Here is a 17,387-nt window from a genome sequence, read left to right on the forward strand (position 1 = left end):
AAATTAGAGATAATTAATGGCATAATCTAGTGTACGCGAAGATGGAATGATGGAGTAGGGGGTATGCCGACATGATTTCTCGTGGGGCTTTCCTAAAGAATTGAACATCATAGCTAAGCTAAGATTATACCGCCTTTCGGCGGTATTTTATTATTGATGTTTAACAAGAAAACAGCAGTGGATCTGTTTATTGCGTCTGAAATCGAGCGATAAGGTTTTGTCGGTGATGTCTTGAAACGTCAGATTTAATTTTTGCATACCGTCGGCATCCATTTTGAAGCCTCGTTTGTTATTAGAAAAGACAATTACACCGTTTGGTCTTAATAATCGTTTTAAATCACTCATTAATTTAAGATGATCGCGCTGAACATCAAAAGTATCGTTCATCCGTTTAGAGTTGGAAAATGTTGGAGGATCGATAAAAATTAAATCAAACTGCTCATCAGCTTGAGATAAATAGAGCAAGCAGTCAGCCTGTATTAATCGATGATTTTTACCGGTTAAGCCATTTTGTTTTAGATTACGATCGGCCCACTCTAAATAGGTGCGTGACATATCAACTGTCGTGGTCGATTTTGCTCCACCAAGACCTGCGTAGACGGTTGCACTACCCGTGTAGGCAAATAGATTTAGAAAGTCTTTGCCTGCACTCATTTGTCCGATCATTTTTCTGGCTAAGCGGTGATCTAAAAATAAACCAGTATCCAAATAATCCACCACATTAACCCAAAACTGCGTTTTTTTGTGATTAATTGGATATTCATGGACTAAAAAATAATCCTGTTTTTGCCCAAGTTTTTGATATTGTTGTTTTCCCTTTTGCTTTTCACGGGTTTTTAGTACCAATTGATCGGCGGTTAATTTCAATACCGACATAGTAGTATTAATAATATCAAACAGTCGTTGTCGCGTTTTTTGTGGATCAATATTTTTAGGTGCAGCGTATTCTTGTACCACAATTTTATCTTTGTAACGATCGATAGCCACATTATATTCCGGCAAATCAGCATCATAAAGACGGTAACATTCAAGTTGTTCTTGGCTGGCCCATTTTTCCAATTTTTGACAATTTTTACGTAAACGATTGGCAAAGTCGGCAGCTGGTAAATTTGTTGATATGACCGCCTGATCCACTTGACGATCCGCAATCGAATAATTTTTTTGTAGACAATTTAAAGGGCCATTTTTGGCTTTAAATTGTTTGTCAGCACGCATTTGTAAACAATCTAAAAGTTGTGGCGCGCCACTAAATAACGATAATCTCCACCCACCAAATTGTTGTTTAATTTGGCGACCGAGTGCTGAGTGTAAGGCAACTAATGCTGGCTCACTTTCTAATCGTTCTCCGTAAGGCGGGTTACTGATGATCATGCCATGTATATGGTGATCAAGAGGATTGGTTAATTGTGTCACATCCTGCAATGCAAAAGTAATTAAATCACCAACCCCTGCTTGGATCGCATTTTGTTTGGCTCGCTCCAGTACTGTTGGGTTATTATCATAACCGATAAAAATGGTGTTAGTTTTTTTTACATTATGCTTAGCGCTGAACAGTAAGTCATTCCAAAGTGTTGGGTTAAATTCTTTCCAAGCAAAAAATCCCCATTGTTTGCGTAGCAGTCCAGGCGGGATATGAGACGCCATCATCGCAGCTTCAATCAGTAACGTTCCTGAACCACACATTGGATCGATAAGTGGTTCATCAAACCGCCAGTCAGAACGGAGAATAATAGCCGCGGCTAGACTCTCTTTTAACGGTGCTTGCCCTGTTTGTTGGCGATAACCACGTTGATGTAAGCTTTCACCGCTAAGATCTAATGATAGTGTAACTCGATTTTTGCTAAGATAAGCATGTAAACGAACATCAGGATTTTGCTTTGCAACATTTGGGCGCTGATTGGTTTGTCGCATAAAGTGATCAACAATGGCATCTTTGATCTTTAGCGCACCATATTGGCTGTTACGAATAAAGTCATTAACACCAACAAAGTTGATAACAAATGAGTTATCTACCGCGAAGATATTGGTCCATTTGATATTCATCACACATGAATAAAGATCTAAATCACTATAGATGTCAAACTCGGCAATTGGCAATAAAATACGAGAGGCTAAACGAGACCACAATAACGATTGGTAAATAATTGACTCATTAGCATCAAAATAGACACCCCCCTGCGCCACCTTACAATTATCCGCCCCAATATTTTCCAACTCTTTTTTTAATAACTCTTCAAGCCCGCGTGATGTGCTGGCAAATAGCGTTTTCATGCATAATCCACTTAACAATAAAATTGCAGGCATTATACCGACTAATTACCAGAGTGGGAAATGATTGCCCTAAACAATAGCCAATCTAACTAAAAAGTAATCAAAAAAAAGTTGAGGAACGGGGTTTTTGAGCTTAAAAATTGCTCAATTTTTGACTATCTACTTAACATCCTTTTTATATTAATACTTAAAATTCATCTCTATAAATTAATATTACTCAGGGAAATAATCAATTTTCTGTTTATTTACGATACGTAAGGTTAAGTCTGTAATAGCGATGATCAACGCTGAGCGAATCATTTGTTGATAACGGTTTTGATACATGGATGATTTTAAGGTATCGACAATGCCGTTCTCTTGCGGGTTATTTAATGGAGAGTTAGGGGGAAGTATCATATCGTGCAATAAACTGATTGGACCTAGGATTTCGTCATCCAGATAGGTGTAATTTTTATCGTCTTGTTCTAGCTCATCTAAAATTGCCATTAACAATTCAATATCTTCATAATCTTCACGCGTGATGATGCCTAGTGCATAAAGTAATTTCAAACAGACAGAGGTATCATTAAGTGGGCCATTCTTGCCCACCAATGATGGAATAACAAACTTGATAGCATGAGGCTCTTTACGAAAAACCTTTAAAATCAATTGATTGACACTGTCATTAATCAAATTGATCGCAACCTTTAGCAAGCTGTGTATATCAGCTTGCTGATTGAGTTTTTCGAGGATGGTGTCTTCTGCTAATGTTTGCATTGTCACTTAAAATTGATGATTTTGCATAGCAGTATAAAGTTGTTCGATTTGGCTAACAACTGGATTATCACTTTCAATACCAGAAATATCGCAAAATGCTTGTTTTAAACCCTTGTTAGCAATTTGATTTGCCAGTTCGATTGCTTGTTCGTCGTCATCATTACGATAGTTAAGCGCAGCTGCAATACCGATAAGCAGATTTTGATTGCTAAGTTTATATTCAAATGTGCCAAGTAATGGTTTGATCAAACGATCGCCAGGACCTAGTTTGCGTATTGGTTGACGTCCTACTCGTGCGGTATCATCATGTAGATAAGGATTCTCAAATCGAGTTAGGATTTTTTCAATATAGGCTTGATGTTTGGCTGGATCAAAATCATAGCGTTTGATCAGTACTTGTCCACTTTCTTCCATGGCTCCACGTACAATTTTACGAATTTTATCGTTTAAAATCGCATCCCGAATGGTCGCAATATTGTTATAAAAACCGAGATAGGCTGTAATAGCATGTCCGGTATTTAAGGTAAATAGTTTACGCTCCACAAAGGCCATTAAGTTATCAACGGGCTCCATACCTTTGATTTGAGGGATTGTGCCAATAAATTGAGTTTTATCGACAATCCATTCAGAGAATGTTTCAACCGTCACCTCTAAAATATCACCTGTTTTAGAAGTTGCAGGTGGCACAATGCGGTCAACCGCAGAATCAACAAAACCAATATGCTCATTAACCCATTGGTGAAGATTTTCTGGTAGATACTTTACTATTTCCTGTTTGAACTGGCTTGTGCCACGTACCATGTTTTCACAAGCAATAATATTGAGTGGAGCGTTATTACCTTGAGCATGTCGAGCAATAATGCCTTGTGCCACACTTTGCGCAATGCGCGCTAAAATTTGAGGACCGACCGCAGTGGTAACTAGATCAACTTTCGCGATGTAATCAGCGACTTTAGGTGAAGTACTGTTGATGGCATCAACATTCTTCACCGTTTCGGTAACCGACTGCTCACCAACCACATTGACTGGATATTGATGACGGCTAGCAAGTTCATCAATAACTTGTTGATTAACATCTGCAAAAGTGACGTGGACACCGGCATCAGATAATAATTTACCAATAAAACCACGGCCAATATTGCCGGCGCCAAAATGTAATGCTTGCATAATAATAATCCTTAATTTTGAATCATTTTTAATCTGTTAAAACACTTCCTACCTTCGTAGGAAGTGGTTAAGTTAGCTTAATATTGCTAGGACTTCTTCAATATCATTAGTGGTAGTCAGTTTTGCAATAATCTTTTCGTCATCAAGTGCATTGGTTAACTTGGCGATAACATCAAGATGTTCATTGTTACGAGCAGCAATTCCAATTACGATTTTTGCTTTATCTTGCTCTTCTTCGCCAAACTGTACACCTGCTGGATATTGGCAAAATACGATACCTGTATTAATCACATCATCTTTAGATTCAATTGTGCCGTGAGGTACAGCAATCGATTCGCCTAAATAGGTGGATGTTAATCGTTCACGTTCTAACATGGCATCAATATAAGCTGTTTTTACGTAACCATTTTCGACTAGTTTTTGGCCAGCAAAACGGATGGCTTCTTCTTTAGTTTGCGCGGTTAAACCTAAGAAGACATTATTTGCATTCAACTTAAACAGCGGTTGGTGGGTAGGTGTTGGTTGTACAACTTGTTGACTACCTTTTGCTTTGACTAAATCATTCACTAACTGAGTATATAAATCACTATCTAAAAAGTTAGTTAATGAAATATGATAAGCGTTTGGTGCATATTGTTTTGCTCGTGCGGTTAAATCTTTATGTGTGATGATGATATCAGCATCAGTTGGCAAGTTATTAATTGCTAAATTGGTAACACTGATATCTAAATGAGCATCTTCTGCTTTTTTACGTAAAACACCCGCACCCATAGCACTTGAGCCCATACCTGCATCACAAGCAACGATGATTTTTTTCACTTTAGCAAGATCAAGTTTACTATTTTCGCTTACTCCTTTGGCTTCGCTTTTCATTGCAGTGACATCAGACATGGCTTCGTCTAAACTTTTGCCATTATCTTTTGTTGTTTTTAATAAAATAGCCGACACAATAAATGAAACTGTAGTTGCTGCAAGCACAGATAACGTTACACCTAAATATGAACCTTTTGCCATACTCATTACCGCAAAAATAGATCCTGGTGATGCGGGTGCAGTTAAACCTGCATTAAATAAAGTTAAAGTAAATACACCTGTCATACCACCTAAAATCACCGCAATAATTAATCGAGGATTCATTAAAACATAAGGGAAATAAATTTCATGGATACCACCAAAGAAGTGAATAATTGCCGCACCGCTAGCAGATCCTTTTGCCGCACCTTTACCAAAGAACATATAAGCAAGTAATAAACCTAAACCTGGACCTGGGTTTGCTTCAATCAAGAAGAAGATTGACTTACCTGTTTCTGCTACTTGTGTTACACCTAGTGAAGTAAATACACCATGATTGATAGCATTATTAAGAAATAGTATTTTTGCAGGTTCAACCAGAATAGAAGTAAGTGGTAATAAACCATGATCAACCATGAATTGTACTGCAACAATAAGTACATTAGTTAACGAAGCAACAGCTGGACCGATTCCAAAATAAGCGATAAGCGCAAGAATCATACCAATAATGCCAGCTGAAAAGTTATTAACTAACATTTCAAAGCCACTTTTGATTTTACCATCAATGAATTTATCGAACTGTTTAATGCACCATCCACCTAAAGGTCCAGATATCATTGCACCTAAAAACATTGGAATCGTTACGCCAACAATTACCCCAATTGTGGTGACCGCACCAACTACGCCACCACGATCACCGTAAACTAATTTACCACCAGTATAACCAATTAATAATGGAAGTAGATAAGTGATCATTGGTCCAATAAAAGCAGTTGATACGCCTTCATTTGGAAACCATCCTCCAGCAGATGGGTCGTTAGCGTTATATAAAAAAATTGCAGTAATAAAGCCCCAAGCAATAAATGCGCCGATATTGGGCATCACCATATTACTCAGAAATCGCCCAAAATTTTGGACTTTAAGTTTAATGTTTGATGTAGTCATACAAATCTTTCCTTATTGATTGATATAATCATTATGCTGTTATTGTAGAAGCATTTAGTTACTCGATTCATCCAAAATAATCAAAAAATGTGACATATATCACACTGTTAAAAGTAGGGTATTTTTTGATTTTGTGATTTGGATCACATTTTATTATCAGTTAGAATAAAGATAGAGGGATTTGATAGTAATTTAATCAGTACTGAATTTCTTTCATTAATATTAGCACTCATTGCATCTGAAATGCATAGCACAGGAGAAAATGGAGTCAGCATGTATCTGTTTCATATGAGGGACATATTGTGTTAGGGTTTATCATATTTTATAACGCTTTTTATCTCTAAAAAAATATAAGCAAAGTATTTTTCTATTTATTTAAATGATGTTGAGGATGAACGTATTAAATGTAAAGAAACAAATATTATCCAGTTACAGCAGGAAAATTATTTTAGAAATATTCAAAGGAACGTCTAAAAACGCTATATTGTTTATTGCAAAAATGAAATTAAATCGTTTGTATGCGATTAAGAATACGTTATTATGATCGTAAATGTCAATTTATTCGATTATTGTAAAAGATTCAATATTTGATATTGAACCGATAAAGCAATAATTATGAGAGGAAAATAATGAAAAAATTATTAGTATTATTGTCTTGTTGTGTTTTGTTATCCGCTTGTAAAGTAGAGTTATCACCAAGTGTTAATTTAAGTGATCTGGGTAGTGAAACACCTAAAACAGTTAAATCAGATCTTACTATAGAAGTTACTGCTTGTGGTGATTATAAAGATTCTAGAAAAGAATCTTCTTCTTTAATTGAAGCAAAACAAAAAATTACACAAATATTTCCAAATGCAGAATATGTCGAATGTTACAAAGAAAAATTTGATTCAAAAGCATTATTCAAAATTCCTGTTGTTGTTGGTGGTAGACAACCAGCTGGTGATATTCAGATCACTAATGGTAACTGGGGTGATGGAATGATTGTACTTGTTTCAAAAGAACTGAGTAATAAAATGAGTAATATGAAAAAATCGCCAGCAGGAAAGTTAGACTTCGATATTAAAATAAATCTTAATAATGATTCTGGTAATGAACGAAATATTTCTGCAAATGCAGTATATATTGATGAAAATCCTATTCTTCTTAACCAATATGTACTTCAAAAAGGAAATAATATATTTCGATTATCAAATGTTTCCGTTGATTTTCTTTTAAAAAATAACATAGTATTTATTTATGAAGATTATAAAAAGAAGGGTGAAACTCAGTAAGGTTTAAGCCTAAGTAATTTTAGTTAAATGTGAAGGCATCCTAAATGATGCCTTTTTAAATAGATTATAATTACCTAGGCGTTATCAATATTATTACAAAAACAAATCTTCATTTGCTTTTAAAATATATTTTTATTAGTATTTTTGTATTTATTATTTAGTAAAACATCCTTTAAATATTCTATTAATAAGTAATATTACATACAAATTTGCAAAATAACTTACAATAAAATCAGATATATTTTTTATTGAAATACATTGAGTTTTATTACACCGATAAAATAAATTCGGGCTGATGTTGAGAAAATATTCGGTGTATAGCCATTCTAAATAAATTCAGATGATTTGCTAATTTACTTGAATACTATCCATTATTAACTAGAGTTAAAATCTTTTTTAACAACTTGAAATGGTGATTTTTATTTATATGTAATTGATTTAATGTGAGAGCGTTGGTTTTGATTATGATATCAAAAACATACACTAACTTCTCACATTTAATACAACGAACTTTACTCCACAGTCACAGATTTTGCCAAATTACGAGGCTGATCGACGTCTGTGCCTTTGATTAAAGCTACATGGTAAGCAAGCAATTGGGTTGGTACCGTGTAGTAGATTGGCGCTGTAAGTTCTTCAATATGAGGTAAGTTGATGATATGCATTGTGTCATCACTCACAAAGCCTGCATCTTGCTCTGCAAATACATAAAGTTGTCCACCACGGGCACGAACTTCTTCGATATTAGCTTTAAGTTTTTCGAGTAGGTCATTGGTCGGAGCCATAACAATAACTGGCATATCTGCATCAATAAGCGCTAAAGGACCATGTTTTAATTCACCTGCGGCATACGCTTCTGCATGAATGTAGGAGATCTCTTTTAGTTTTAATGACGCTTCCATTGCGATTGGATATTCATCGCCACGGCCTAAAAATAGGGCGTGATGTTTATCGACAAAGTGTCCAGCAAGTTTTTTGATTTCTGGCTCGGCCATTAACACTTGCTCAATGCGATTTGGCAAAGTTTGTAAGGCATGGACGATCGCTTGTTCAGTGATTTCAGCCATGTCATTAAGTCGGCCTAATTTGGCAACTAAAAGCAATAATACGGTTAATTGCGTGGTAAAGGCTTTAGTTGAAGCAACGCCAATTTCAACGCCAGCTTTGGTTAGTAATACCAAATCAGCTTCACGAACTAAGGTAGAGGCAGCCACATTACAAACGGCAAGAGTGCTTAAGTAATTATTCTCTTTTGCTAAGCGTAATGCTGCAAGCGTATCTGCCGTTTCACCTGATTGTGATAGGGTGATGAATAAACTGTTTTTACGGCGAGCGGGTTTTCGATAGCGAAATTCCGAAGCGATCTCCACATCACAAGGAATACCAGCTAATGCCTCAAACCAATAACGAGCAACCATTCCGGCATTATAGGCGGTACCACAAGCAACAATTTGCACATGTTCAACTTGCTTAAGAATATTTTCCGCATCATCGCCAAGTTCAGATAAATCCACTTTGCCATGAGCCATTCGCCCTTCAAGGGTATTTTTTATAGCATTAGGTTGTTCGTAAATCTCTTTTTGCATGTAGTGATTAAAGCCAGCTTTACTGCCTGCGTCATATTTCGCATCAGATTCGATGCATGGACGGTTAACTTCTTGATGGTTTTTATCAAAAATATTAACAGTGCGGTGGGTGATTAGTGCAATATCACCCTCTTCTAAGAAGATAAATTGACGAGTAACCGGTAATAAAGCTAATTGATCTGAAGCAATAAAGTTTTCACCAACGCCACAACCAATCACTAGTGGACTACCTGAGCGTGCCGCGACGAGAATATCGGGATTACGCGTATCCATTACAACGGTGCCATAAGCACCTCGTAATTGTGGGATTGCTTTTTGTACTGCTTCAAAAAGTGAGCAATCTTCGGTTGAGATAATATCGTGAATTAAGTGGGCAATAACTTCGGTATCGGTTTCTGAACGGAATTGATATCCTTTCGCGATGAGTGTTTCACGCAGAGGCTCAAAATTTTCAATAATACCATTGTGCACAACGGCAATAAAACCCGATATATGAGGGTGTGCATTGTGTTCGACCGGTTCGCCGTGCGTCGCCCAACGAGTGTGAGCAATCCCAGTTGACCCTTTGATTGGATGCTCATCTACCGCATCTTTAAGCGCTTTTACTTTTCCGACACGTCTTACTCGCTGTAATTCACCTGTTGGAGAGATAATAGCAAGCCCAGCAGAATCATAACCACGATATTCTAATCGTTTTAAACCTTCTAATAATATTTCTGCCACATCACGTTTGGCGATCGCGCCCACAATACCACACATTGTTTATTCCTCTTTCAATTTAGTTGGTCTTTTCCAACCTGCAAGTTGTTTCTGTTTTACCCGGCTAACCACAAGCTCATTGTCATTGACATCATTGGTTACCGTTGTTCCCGCTGCAATGGTTGCACCTTTGCCAATTTTGACTGGTGCAATTAGTTGAGTATCGGAACCCACAAATACATCATCTTCGATCACGGTTTTAAATTTGTTCGCACCATCATAGTTACAAGTAATTGTGCCTGCGCCAATGTTGACGTTACAGCCAATTTCGCTATCACCTAAATAACTTAAATGTCCTGCTTTGGTAGCATGACCAAGATGAGCTTTTTTCAATTCGACAAAGTTACCAACATGGGCATGATCATCCAGTTGGCTACCAGGTCTTATTCGAGCAAAAGGTCCGATAGTACAGTGTTTGGCAATGATTGAATCTTCAATTACTGAGAAAGGGCTAATTACGCTATCATCAGCGATGGTGCAGTTTTTTAAAATACAACCTGAACCGATAACGACATTGTTACCCAATGTAACATCACCTTGAATAATCACATTTGTATCAATAGTGACATCCTTGCCATGAGTCAATTTACCATGTAAATCAAAACGCGCAGGGTCAAGCAACGTGACACCGGCAAGTAAAAGTTGCTCAGCTTGATGCTGTTGATAATGCCGTTCTAAAGTTGCAAGTTGCAAGCGATTATTGACACCTTCAACTTCGAATTTTTTAACTGGGTGAGACGTTAAAATGTCGTAACCATCTTGGTGGGCAAAGGCGATAATATCGGTCAAATAATACTCTTTTTGCGCATTATTATTGGTTAAACGAGATAGCCACTTTTTAAGTAACTTGCCGGTAACCAGCATAATACCGGTATTAATTTCGTTGATTTTTTGTTGTTCAACATTGGCATCTTTTTGTTCAACGATCGCTACCACTTTACCATCTTTGCGTTCGATTCGCCCATAGCCAGTAGGATCATCTAAAATCACTGTCAATAAGGCAATGCCTTCTTGTGGTTTACTGGCAATTAGATTCTGTAAGGTTTCAATTGAGATAAGAGGTGTATCACCATATAAAATCAAGATATCTTCATCATCTTCAATAAAGGGAATAGCTTGTTGAACAGCATGTCCTGTACCCAACTGCTCTTCTTGATAAACAAGTTGCACAGGTTGATCTTGTAACGATTTTTCTAACTCGCTTTTGCCATGACCATAAACAATATTGATGCGATCAGTATTAAGTTGTTGAACTGTATCAATAACATGTTGTAACATCGGCTTACCGCCGATTTTATGTAAAACTTTAGGTAGGTTAGAATACATCCGTGTGCCTTTTCCTGCCGCCAAAATAATTGCACTACGTTTTGGAGGTGAAATTGCCATAATCAGTTCCGGTCTGGTTAAATAAGGCTAATACTATAATCAAAGTTTTCCACGAAATCATCCCGTAATTGTTAATTTTTATCCTAAAAAAAGAATTATTGAAATTTACCAAGTGTTTTAATAAAAGGAAGCATTGTTATGAATAGCATTACCAAGGTCTTATTGCTTTACACCACTCACGAAAAGCAAACCCTTAAAATTATGCAACGAATAAAAACACATCTTGAGGGTAAATGTGATTGTGATTTGATTGAGTTATTGCCCGATACCAAGATTGATCTTGGTAACTACAAAGCCGTATTAATTGGTTGTTCAATTCGATATGGTTTTTACAGTAAAACCATGAAGAAGTTTATTGATGCCAATTATCAGCAATTAAATGCGTTAAAATCAGGTTTTTTTGGGGTAAATGTGGTGGCTAGAAAACCAAATAAAAATACACCTGAAACAAACCTATATACTAAAAAATTCCTTGCCAAAATTGCCTGGCAACCGACTATCAAAGCGGTATTTGCTGGTGCGCTTTATTATCCTAAATATAACTGGTTTGATCGTAATATGATTCGATTTATTATGTGGTTAGGTAAGGGTGATACAGATGTGACAAAAGAAGTAATAGAGTACACAAATTGGACAAAAGTGGATGAATTTGCCGAGCAATTTGTGGAACTTATTGATAATTAGTCTTAGTTATCTTGATAAAATAAGTCACTATTTTCGTTAAATATCAAGTCTTAAAGTTGTTTTGAAGAAACTTTGTGATATAGATCAACTTTTTTACTAAAAAGGTGTACAATATTGCGCCTAAAGAATCTGTCTCCTAACTGGGATTTTAATTGTGATTGAAAATTTAAGAAATATAGCCATTATTGCTCACGTTGACCATGGTAAAACAACCTTGGTTGATAAACTATTAAAACAATCAGGCACGCTTGATAATTTGCGTGGTGATGACAATGAAAGAATAATGGACTCAAATGCGCTTGAAAAAGAGCGTGGTATTACTATTTTAGCTAAAAATACGGCTATCGATTGGAATGGTTACCGAATTAATATCGTTGATACTCCAGGCCATGCCGATTTTGGTGGTGAAGTTGAGCGTGTAATGTCAATGGTTGACTCTGTACTACTGCTTGTTGATGCAATGGACGGACCAATGCCACAAACACGTTTTGTGACTCAAAAAGCATTCGCTCATGGTTTAAAACCAATTGTGGTTATTAATAAAGTTGACCGTCCGGGTGCGCGCCCAGATTGGGTTGTGGATCAAGTATTCGACTTATTCGTTAACCTTGGTGCAACTGATGAACAACTTGATTTCCCAATCGTTTATGCATCAGCTTTAATGGGGATTGCAGGTCTTGATCATGAAGATATGGCACAAGACATGACACCACTATTTGAAGCAATTGTTGAACATGTAGAACCACCTAAAGTTGATTTAGATGGTCCATTCCAAATGCAAATTTCTCAACTTGATTACAACAATTATGTTGGTGTTATTGGGATTGGTCGTATTAAACGCGGTCGCGTTAAACCAAATCAACAAGTTACTATTGTCGATAGCGAAGGTAACAAACGTACTGGCAAAGTTGGACAAGTATTAGGTCACCTAGGCTTACAACGTTATGAAGCTGAAGTTGCAGAAGCAGGGGATATCATTGCTATCACTGGATTAGGTGAACTTGGTATTTCTGACACAATTTGTGATAACAGCTGTGTTGAAGCTCTGCCAGCACTAAGCGTTGATGAACCAACAGTTACCATGTTCTTTAATGTAAATAGTTCACCATTTGCAGGTAAAGAAGGTAAATATGTAACTTCTCGTCAAATTCTTGAACGTCTAAATAAAGAACTTGTACATAACGTGGCTCTTCGTGTTGAAGAAACCCCAGATCCGGATGCATTTAAAGTTTCTGGTCGTGGTGAATTGCACTTATCTGTTCTTATTGAAAATATGCGTCGTGAAGGTTATGAACTTGGGGTATCTCGTCCTAAAGTTATCTACAGAGAAATCGATGGCAAAAAACAAGAGCCTTTCGAACAAGTTACTTTAGATATCGAAGAGCAACACCAAGGTTCAGTGATGGAAGCCTTAGGTTTACGTAAAGGTGATTTGACCAATATGTTACCTGATGGTAAAGGACGTGTACGTCTAGATTATGTGATTCCTAGCCGTGGTCTTATTGGATTTAGAACTGAATTTATGACCATGACATCAGGTACTGGTTTACTTTACTCAACATTTAGCCATTACGATGATGTGCGTCCGGGTGAAATCGGCCAACGTAATAATGGGGTAATGATTTCAAACGGTACTGGTAAAGCTTTGGCTTATGCGCTTTATAGCTTGCAAGATCGTGGTAAATTATTCCTTGGTCATGGTGCTGAAGTTTATGAAGGGCAAATTATTGGTATCCATACTCGCTCAAATGATTTAACCGTTAACTGCTTAACGGGTAAAAAATTAACTAACATGCGAGCATCAGGTACTGATGAAGCGACTACCTTATCACCACCAGTAAAAATGTCGTTAGAACAAGCGTTAGAATTTATTGATGATGATGAATTAGTTGAAGTAACACCATTATCTGTTCGTCTACGTAAACGTCATCTAACTGAAAACGATCGTAAGCGTGCATTTAGAAGTAATAAAGAATAATGTGAATTATGATTTAAATAATCAAACAACAAAACCTCGCTAATTAGCGAGGTTTTTTTTAGCTCTAACGCGAGCAATAGCATCGGCAATCGATTGTTTACGATCTTTCTGAGTAGTCGCACTGCTTGCTGGCATCGACTTAGGAAATAAAATAGTCGGCGGAACCAATTGATTACGATTTAAGCGTTGTTGTTTCTTCTCAGTTAACAGCAACTCTTCTTGCTCACTTAATTCAACGCCAAGAGTGCTTAAGGTAATACAATCAGTTGGACAGGTATTAATACAATTACTACACGCAGTGCAAAATTGCGGTAATACCGTATGTAACACCTGTTTACTACCAACAATAGCATCAGTAGGGCAAACACGGATACATTTACCACAACCAATACAATTTTCTTCATCAATAAAGGCTTTATATTGCATAATAAAATTTAAATTAACTTAAACCAACAATATTACCATCTTTGTCAATATCAATGTGTCGATAAGCTGGGTTAGTGCCAAGCCCTGGCATTGTCATCACATTACCAGCATAAACTCGAATAAAACCAGCACCGGCTGAAATGGCTAAATGGCTGATATCAACATCAAAGTCAGTTGGTACATTCTTTAAATTAGCATCAGCGCTAATCGACATCGGCGTCTTGGCAATACAAAGTGGTAAGTGATCAAGTTTTAACGCTTCAATCTCTTTAATGTTCTTAAGCGCGGTTTCTGACAAGTTCGCTTTATTGGCACCGTACTTTTTAACCATAGTTTGGATTTTATCCATCAATGGCATACTGTCAGGATAAGGTAATTTGATTTCACTTGGCATATCACATGCCTCAATAACATGTTTAGCAAGTTTTTCAGCACCTTTACCACCTTGAGTGAACACTTCGCTCACTTCGCAAGCAAAAGCACCATGTTCAACGGCATATTTTTGTAAAAACGCCAACTCTTCTTCACTATCATGTGGGAATCGATTGATCGCAACAATTACTTGTAAACCATAGCTCTTGGCATTCTTAATATGCCAAGCTAAATTGGCCGCACCAATTTCAAGTAACTCCACATTTGATTCTGAAATCTCTTTAGGGATAGCTTGTCCTGGTTTGATATTATATTTACCACTATTAGATTTTAAGCTACGAACCGTTGCCACTAAAACCACGCAAGAAGCCTTAATACCAGCTTGACGATATTTAATATTAAAGAATTTCTCCATACCCATGTCAGAACCAAAACCTGCTTCGGTTATCACATAATCGGCTAAATTCATTGCAATGCGATCAGCGATAACTGATGAATTACCATGAGCAATATTAGCAAATGGTCCAGCATGGATTAGTACAGGCGTATTCTCAACGGTTTGCATCAAGTTAGGATTAATCGCATTTTTAAGAAGTACTGTCATCGCGCCTGCAACTTCGAGCTGTTCAGCTGTGATTGGCTCGCCTTGCGTATTATAGGCCAAAATAATACGACCAATACGCGCACGCATATCATGTAAATCAGAAGCCAAAGCCAAAATTGCCATTAGCTCAGACGCTGCCGTAATCTCAAATCCGTCACGGCGTTCAACACCATTCACACCGCCACCAACACCGACAGTGATATTACGCAGAGCGCGATCATTGTGATCAATAACCCGTTTCCAAACAATGCGATTAACATCAATATTTAAACGAGGTAAACCGGTTTGTGCGGTAAACTCATCGCCAAGACGATCTTCATGATAAAGACGAGAATCCAACGCGGCAGATGCTAAATCATGTGCTGCAGTTATTGCATGAATATCACCAGTAAGATGAAGATTTAGCGTCTCCATCGGCAAAACTTCTGCTTGCCCACCACCGGCTGCACCGCCTTTTACGCCAAAAACAGGTCCTAAGCTTGGTTGACGAATACAAGCGATAGCTGATTTACCTAAATAATTAAGGCCTTCACTTAGACCAATGGTATTGACGGTTTTACCCTCACCTAATGGTGTTGGTGTAATAGCGGTAACTAAAACTAATTTACCATTAGCGCGATTTTCCTTCGCATTAAGGATTGATAAATCAATTTTGGCAACATATTTACCGTAAGGAAGCACGTATTGTTCAGGGATCTGACATTGTTTAGCGATTTCAGTTATTGGGCGTAGTGGCATTTTCATTCTCGTATAACAATAAATTAGGCTGTCAGTATAAAGAATTTAAAATGCCGAATAAAGCAACAATTTAATCTTTATTGATTTTCGGCACAATCTCTAATTATCTTGTTATAATAGCGAAAATTTTCAACTAAAGGATAATGATTAAATGAACTGGTTTTCGCAGTATTCTCTCTTCTTGGCTGAAACAACAACGGTGGTTATTGCTATTTTAGCGGTATTAATTTTTATTTTAAGTCAACGCCGAAAATCATCAACAATTGCTGGACGTTTATCTGTCAAAGATATTAGCGAAGAATATGAACAAGTCAAAGATGACATGTTAACGTCGAGCATGGATGAAATCGAAGCTAAACAGTTTACAAAAGATCTCAAAAAACAAAAAAAACTTGAAAAGAAACAAGCTAAACAAGCGGCTAAAAAGAAAGATGATAATGCTAAATCATCAGATGCAAAGCCTAAATTATTTGTCTTATCGTTTAACGGCAGTATGGATGCACATGAAGTTGAAGAACTGCGTCAAGAAATTACCGCAGTCCTAGCTGTCATCAAACCTGAAGATCAAGTGGTCGTAAAACTTGAAAGCCCTGGTGGAGTAGTGCATGGATATGGCCTTGCTGCCTCCCAACTATTACGCTTTAGAACGCGTAACATTCCATTTACTGCTGTAGTTGACAAAGTTGCAGCCAGTGGCGGTTATATGATGGCTTGTACTGCTAGCAAAATTGTCGCAGCGCCATTTGCAATTGTTGGTTCAATTGGTGTTGTTGCCCAAATTCCTAACTTCAACCGATTGCTAAAAAAACATGATGTCGATATTGAATTACAAACGGCAGGAGAATACAAACGAACCCTAACCATGTTTGGTGAAAACACGGACGAAGGTCGCCAAAAATTCAAACAAGAACTTGAACAAACGCATCTATTATTTAAAGACTTTGTAAAAGAATATCGACCAAATATCGATATAGATCAGGTTGCAACAGGCGAACACTGGTTTGCTACTCAAGCCAAAGAAATGGGACTGGTTGACGAAATTAGCACCAGTGATGATTTTATCTTATCGCACCTAGAAACGCATAAAATCATTGCCGTAAACTATCAACGCAAACAAAAACTGTCCGAAAAACTCTCCAAAAATGTCGTGAAAGGCATGGAAAAGTTATTTTTTAGACAAGGAAACGGACTGTAAAAGGTTTAACCTAAAATCACTATTTTACATCTTTAAAACCCCGATTCCTCAAAAAAAGTTGAGGAGCGGGGTTTTTTAACCCTAAAATTTTGTCTGAAAATCTTAAATTTACTAAAACGTCTAATTTCTAACACCAAACGATTTATCTTAAAAATGTGATACTTAAAGAATTGTAAATGAACTGTTTTTTAATTAAACCGCATCTGCTCGGTTATTTTTGTTTTTTTAGATGTTT

Annotated in this window: 12 protein-coding genes; 4 read left to right on the top strand and 8 right to left on the bottom strand. The window is 37.0% G+C overall.

What is annotated here, in order from left to right:
* Window positions 1-150 precede the first annotated feature (150 nt).
* The 4 genes from rlmKL to J3T98_RS06680 all read right to left on the bottom strand — a co-directional run bounded on the left by rlmKL (window position 151) and on the right by J3T98_RS06680 (window position 6,150).
* On the bottom strand, window positions 151-2,271 hold the full coding sequence (gene rlmKL, locus J3T98_RS06665; RefSeq protein WP_267362443.1) for a bifunctional 23S rRNA (guanine(2069)-N(7))-methyltransferase RlmK/23S rRNA (guanine(2445)-N(2))-methyltransferase RlmL: 2,121 nt from the start codon (window positions 2,269-2,271) through the stop codon (window positions 151-153).
* A 213-nt stretch (window positions 2,272-2,484) separates the two neighbouring features.
* A complete protein-coding gene (locus tag J3T98_RS06670; protein WP_065563556.1) occupies window positions 2,485-3,027 on the bottom strand; it encodes an MltR family transcriptional regulator in 543 nt (180 codons plus the stop codon).
* 6 nt (window positions 3,028-3,033) lie between these two features.
* Window positions 3,034-4,194 (bottom strand): mannitol-1-phosphate 5-dehydrogenase, encoded by a 1,161-nt coding sequence (locus tag J3T98_RS06675; protein WP_065734634.1) that lies wholly within the window; start codon window positions 4,192-4,194, stop codon window positions 3,034-3,036.
* Window positions 4,195-4,266: 72 nt separating this feature from the next.
* The gene (locus J3T98_RS06680) at window positions 4,267-6,150 is read right to left on the bottom strand and encodes a PTS mannitol transporter subunit IICBA (RefSeq protein ID WP_267362445.1); all 1,884 of its coding nucleotides are present in this window, start codon (window positions 6,148-6,150) and stop codon (window positions 4,267-4,269) included.
* Window positions 6,151-6,779: 629 nt separating this feature from the next.
* Here J3T98_RS06680 and J3T98_RS06685 point away from each other — a divergent pair.
* A complete protein-coding gene (locus J3T98_RS06685) occupies window positions 6,780-7,424 on the top strand; it encodes a DUF7424 family protein (protein WP_267362446.1) in 645 nt (214 codons plus the stop codon).
* Window positions 7,425-7,936: 512 nt separating this feature from the next.
* Here the strand turns inward: J3T98_RS06685 and glmS are convergent.
* On the bottom strand, window positions 7,937-9,769 hold the full coding sequence (gene glmS, locus J3T98_RS06690; RefSeq protein WP_267342498.1) for a glutamine--fructose-6-phosphate transaminase (isomerizing): 1,833 nt from the start codon (window positions 9,767-9,769) through the stop codon (window positions 7,937-7,939).
* A gap of 3 nt (window positions 9,770-9,772) precedes the next feature.
* A complete protein-coding gene (gene glmU, locus J3T98_RS06695) occupies window positions 9,773-11,149 on the bottom strand; it encodes a bifunctional UDP-N-acetylglucosamine diphosphorylase/glucosamine-1-phosphate N-acetyltransferase GlmU (RefSeq protein WP_416380628.1) in 1,377 nt (458 codons plus the stop codon).
* Between the two features lie 153 nt (window positions 11,150-11,302).
* Here glmU and hemG point away from each other — a divergent pair, with 153 nt between their 5' ends.
* Window positions 11,303-11,839 carry a menaquinone-dependent protoporphyrinogen IX dehydrogenase gene (gene hemG, locus J3T98_RS06700; RefSeq protein WP_416380531.1) on the top strand — a complete coding sequence of 179 codons (537 nt, stop codon included), beginning with the start codon at window positions 11,303-11,305 and terminating at the stop codon, window positions 11,837-11,839.
* 154 nt (window positions 11,840-11,993) lie between these two features.
* Window positions 11,994-13,817: a ribosome-dependent GTPase TypA gene (typA, locus tag J3T98_RS06705; RefSeq protein WP_065563548.1), complete on the top strand. Its 1,824-nt coding sequence runs from the start codon at window positions 11,994-11,996 to the stop codon at window positions 13,815-13,817.
* A gap of 39 nt (window positions 13,818-13,856) precedes the next feature.
* On the opposite strand, the gene J3T98_RS06710 is transcribed toward typA, so the two are convergent.
* Both J3T98_RS06710 and J3T98_RS06715 read right to left on the bottom strand, forming a co-directional pair.
* Window positions 13,857-14,243 (bottom strand): RnfABCDGE type electron transport complex subunit B, encoded by a 387-nt coding sequence (locus J3T98_RS06710; RefSeq protein ID WP_267338874.1) that lies wholly within the window; start codon window positions 14,241-14,243, stop codon window positions 13,857-13,859.
* 13 nt (window positions 14,244-14,256) lie between these two features.
* Window positions 14,257-15,963, bottom strand: coding sequence for a formate--tetrahydrofolate ligase (locus J3T98_RS06715; protein WP_065563546.1), 1,707 nt, complete (start codon window positions 15,961-15,963; stop codon window positions 14,257-14,259).
* A gap of 145 nt (window positions 15,964-16,108) precedes the next feature.
* Here J3T98_RS06715 and sohB point away from each other — a divergent pair, with 145 nt between their 5' ends.
* The gene (gene sohB, locus J3T98_RS06720; protein WP_220225743.1) at window positions 16,109-17,152 is read left to right on the top strand and encodes a protease SohB; all 1,044 of its coding nucleotides are present in this window, start codon (window positions 16,109-16,111) and stop codon (window positions 17,150-17,152) included.
* The last annotated feature ends 235 nt before the right edge of the window (window positions 17,153-17,387 follow it).

Origin of the sequence: Gilliamella sp. B2772, assembly GCF_026536985.1 — a bacterium.
GTDB classification, from domain to species: Bacteria; Pseudomonadota; Gammaproteobacteria; order Enterobacterales; family Orbaceae; genus Gilliamella; species Gilliamella apicola_E.

What these genes read in the sequence shown, in the direction of transcription:
- rlmKL (WP_267362443.1), bottom strand. Translation starts at nt 2,271, where the DNA reads ATGAAAACGCTATTTGCCAGCACATCACGCGGGCTTGAAGAGTTATTA.
- J3T98_RS06670 (WP_065563556.1), bottom strand. Translation starts at nt 3,027, where the DNA reads ATGCAAACATTAGCAGAAGACACCATCCTCGAAAAACTCAATCAGCAA.
- J3T98_RS06675 (WP_065734634.1), bottom strand. Translation starts at nt 4,194, where the DNA reads ATGCAAGCATTACATTTTGGCGCCGGCAATATTGGCCGTGGTTTTATT.
- J3T98_RS06680 (WP_267362445.1), bottom strand. Translation starts at nt 6,150, where the DNA reads ATGACTACATCAAACATTAAACTTAAAGTCCAAAATTTTGGGCGATTT.
- J3T98_RS06685 (WP_267362446.1), top strand. Translation starts at nt 6,780, where the DNA reads ATGAAAAAATTATTAGTATTATTGTCTTGTTGTGTTTTGTTATCCGCT.
- glmS (WP_267342498.1), bottom strand. Translation starts at nt 9,769, where the DNA reads ATGTGTGGTATTGTGGGCGCGATCGCCAAACGTGATGTGGCAGAAATA.
- J3T98_RS06710 (WP_267338874.1), bottom strand. Translation starts at nt 14,243, where the DNA reads ATGCAATATAAAGCCTTTATTGATGAAGAAAATTGTATTGGTTGTGGT.
- J3T98_RS06715 (WP_065563546.1), bottom strand. Translation starts at nt 15,963, where the DNA reads ATGAAAATGCCACTACGCCCAATAACTGAAATCGCTAAACAATGTCAG.
- sohB (WP_220225743.1), top strand. Translation starts at nt 16,109, where the DNA reads ATGAACTGGTTTTCGCAGTATTCTCTCTTCTTGGCTGAAACAACAACG.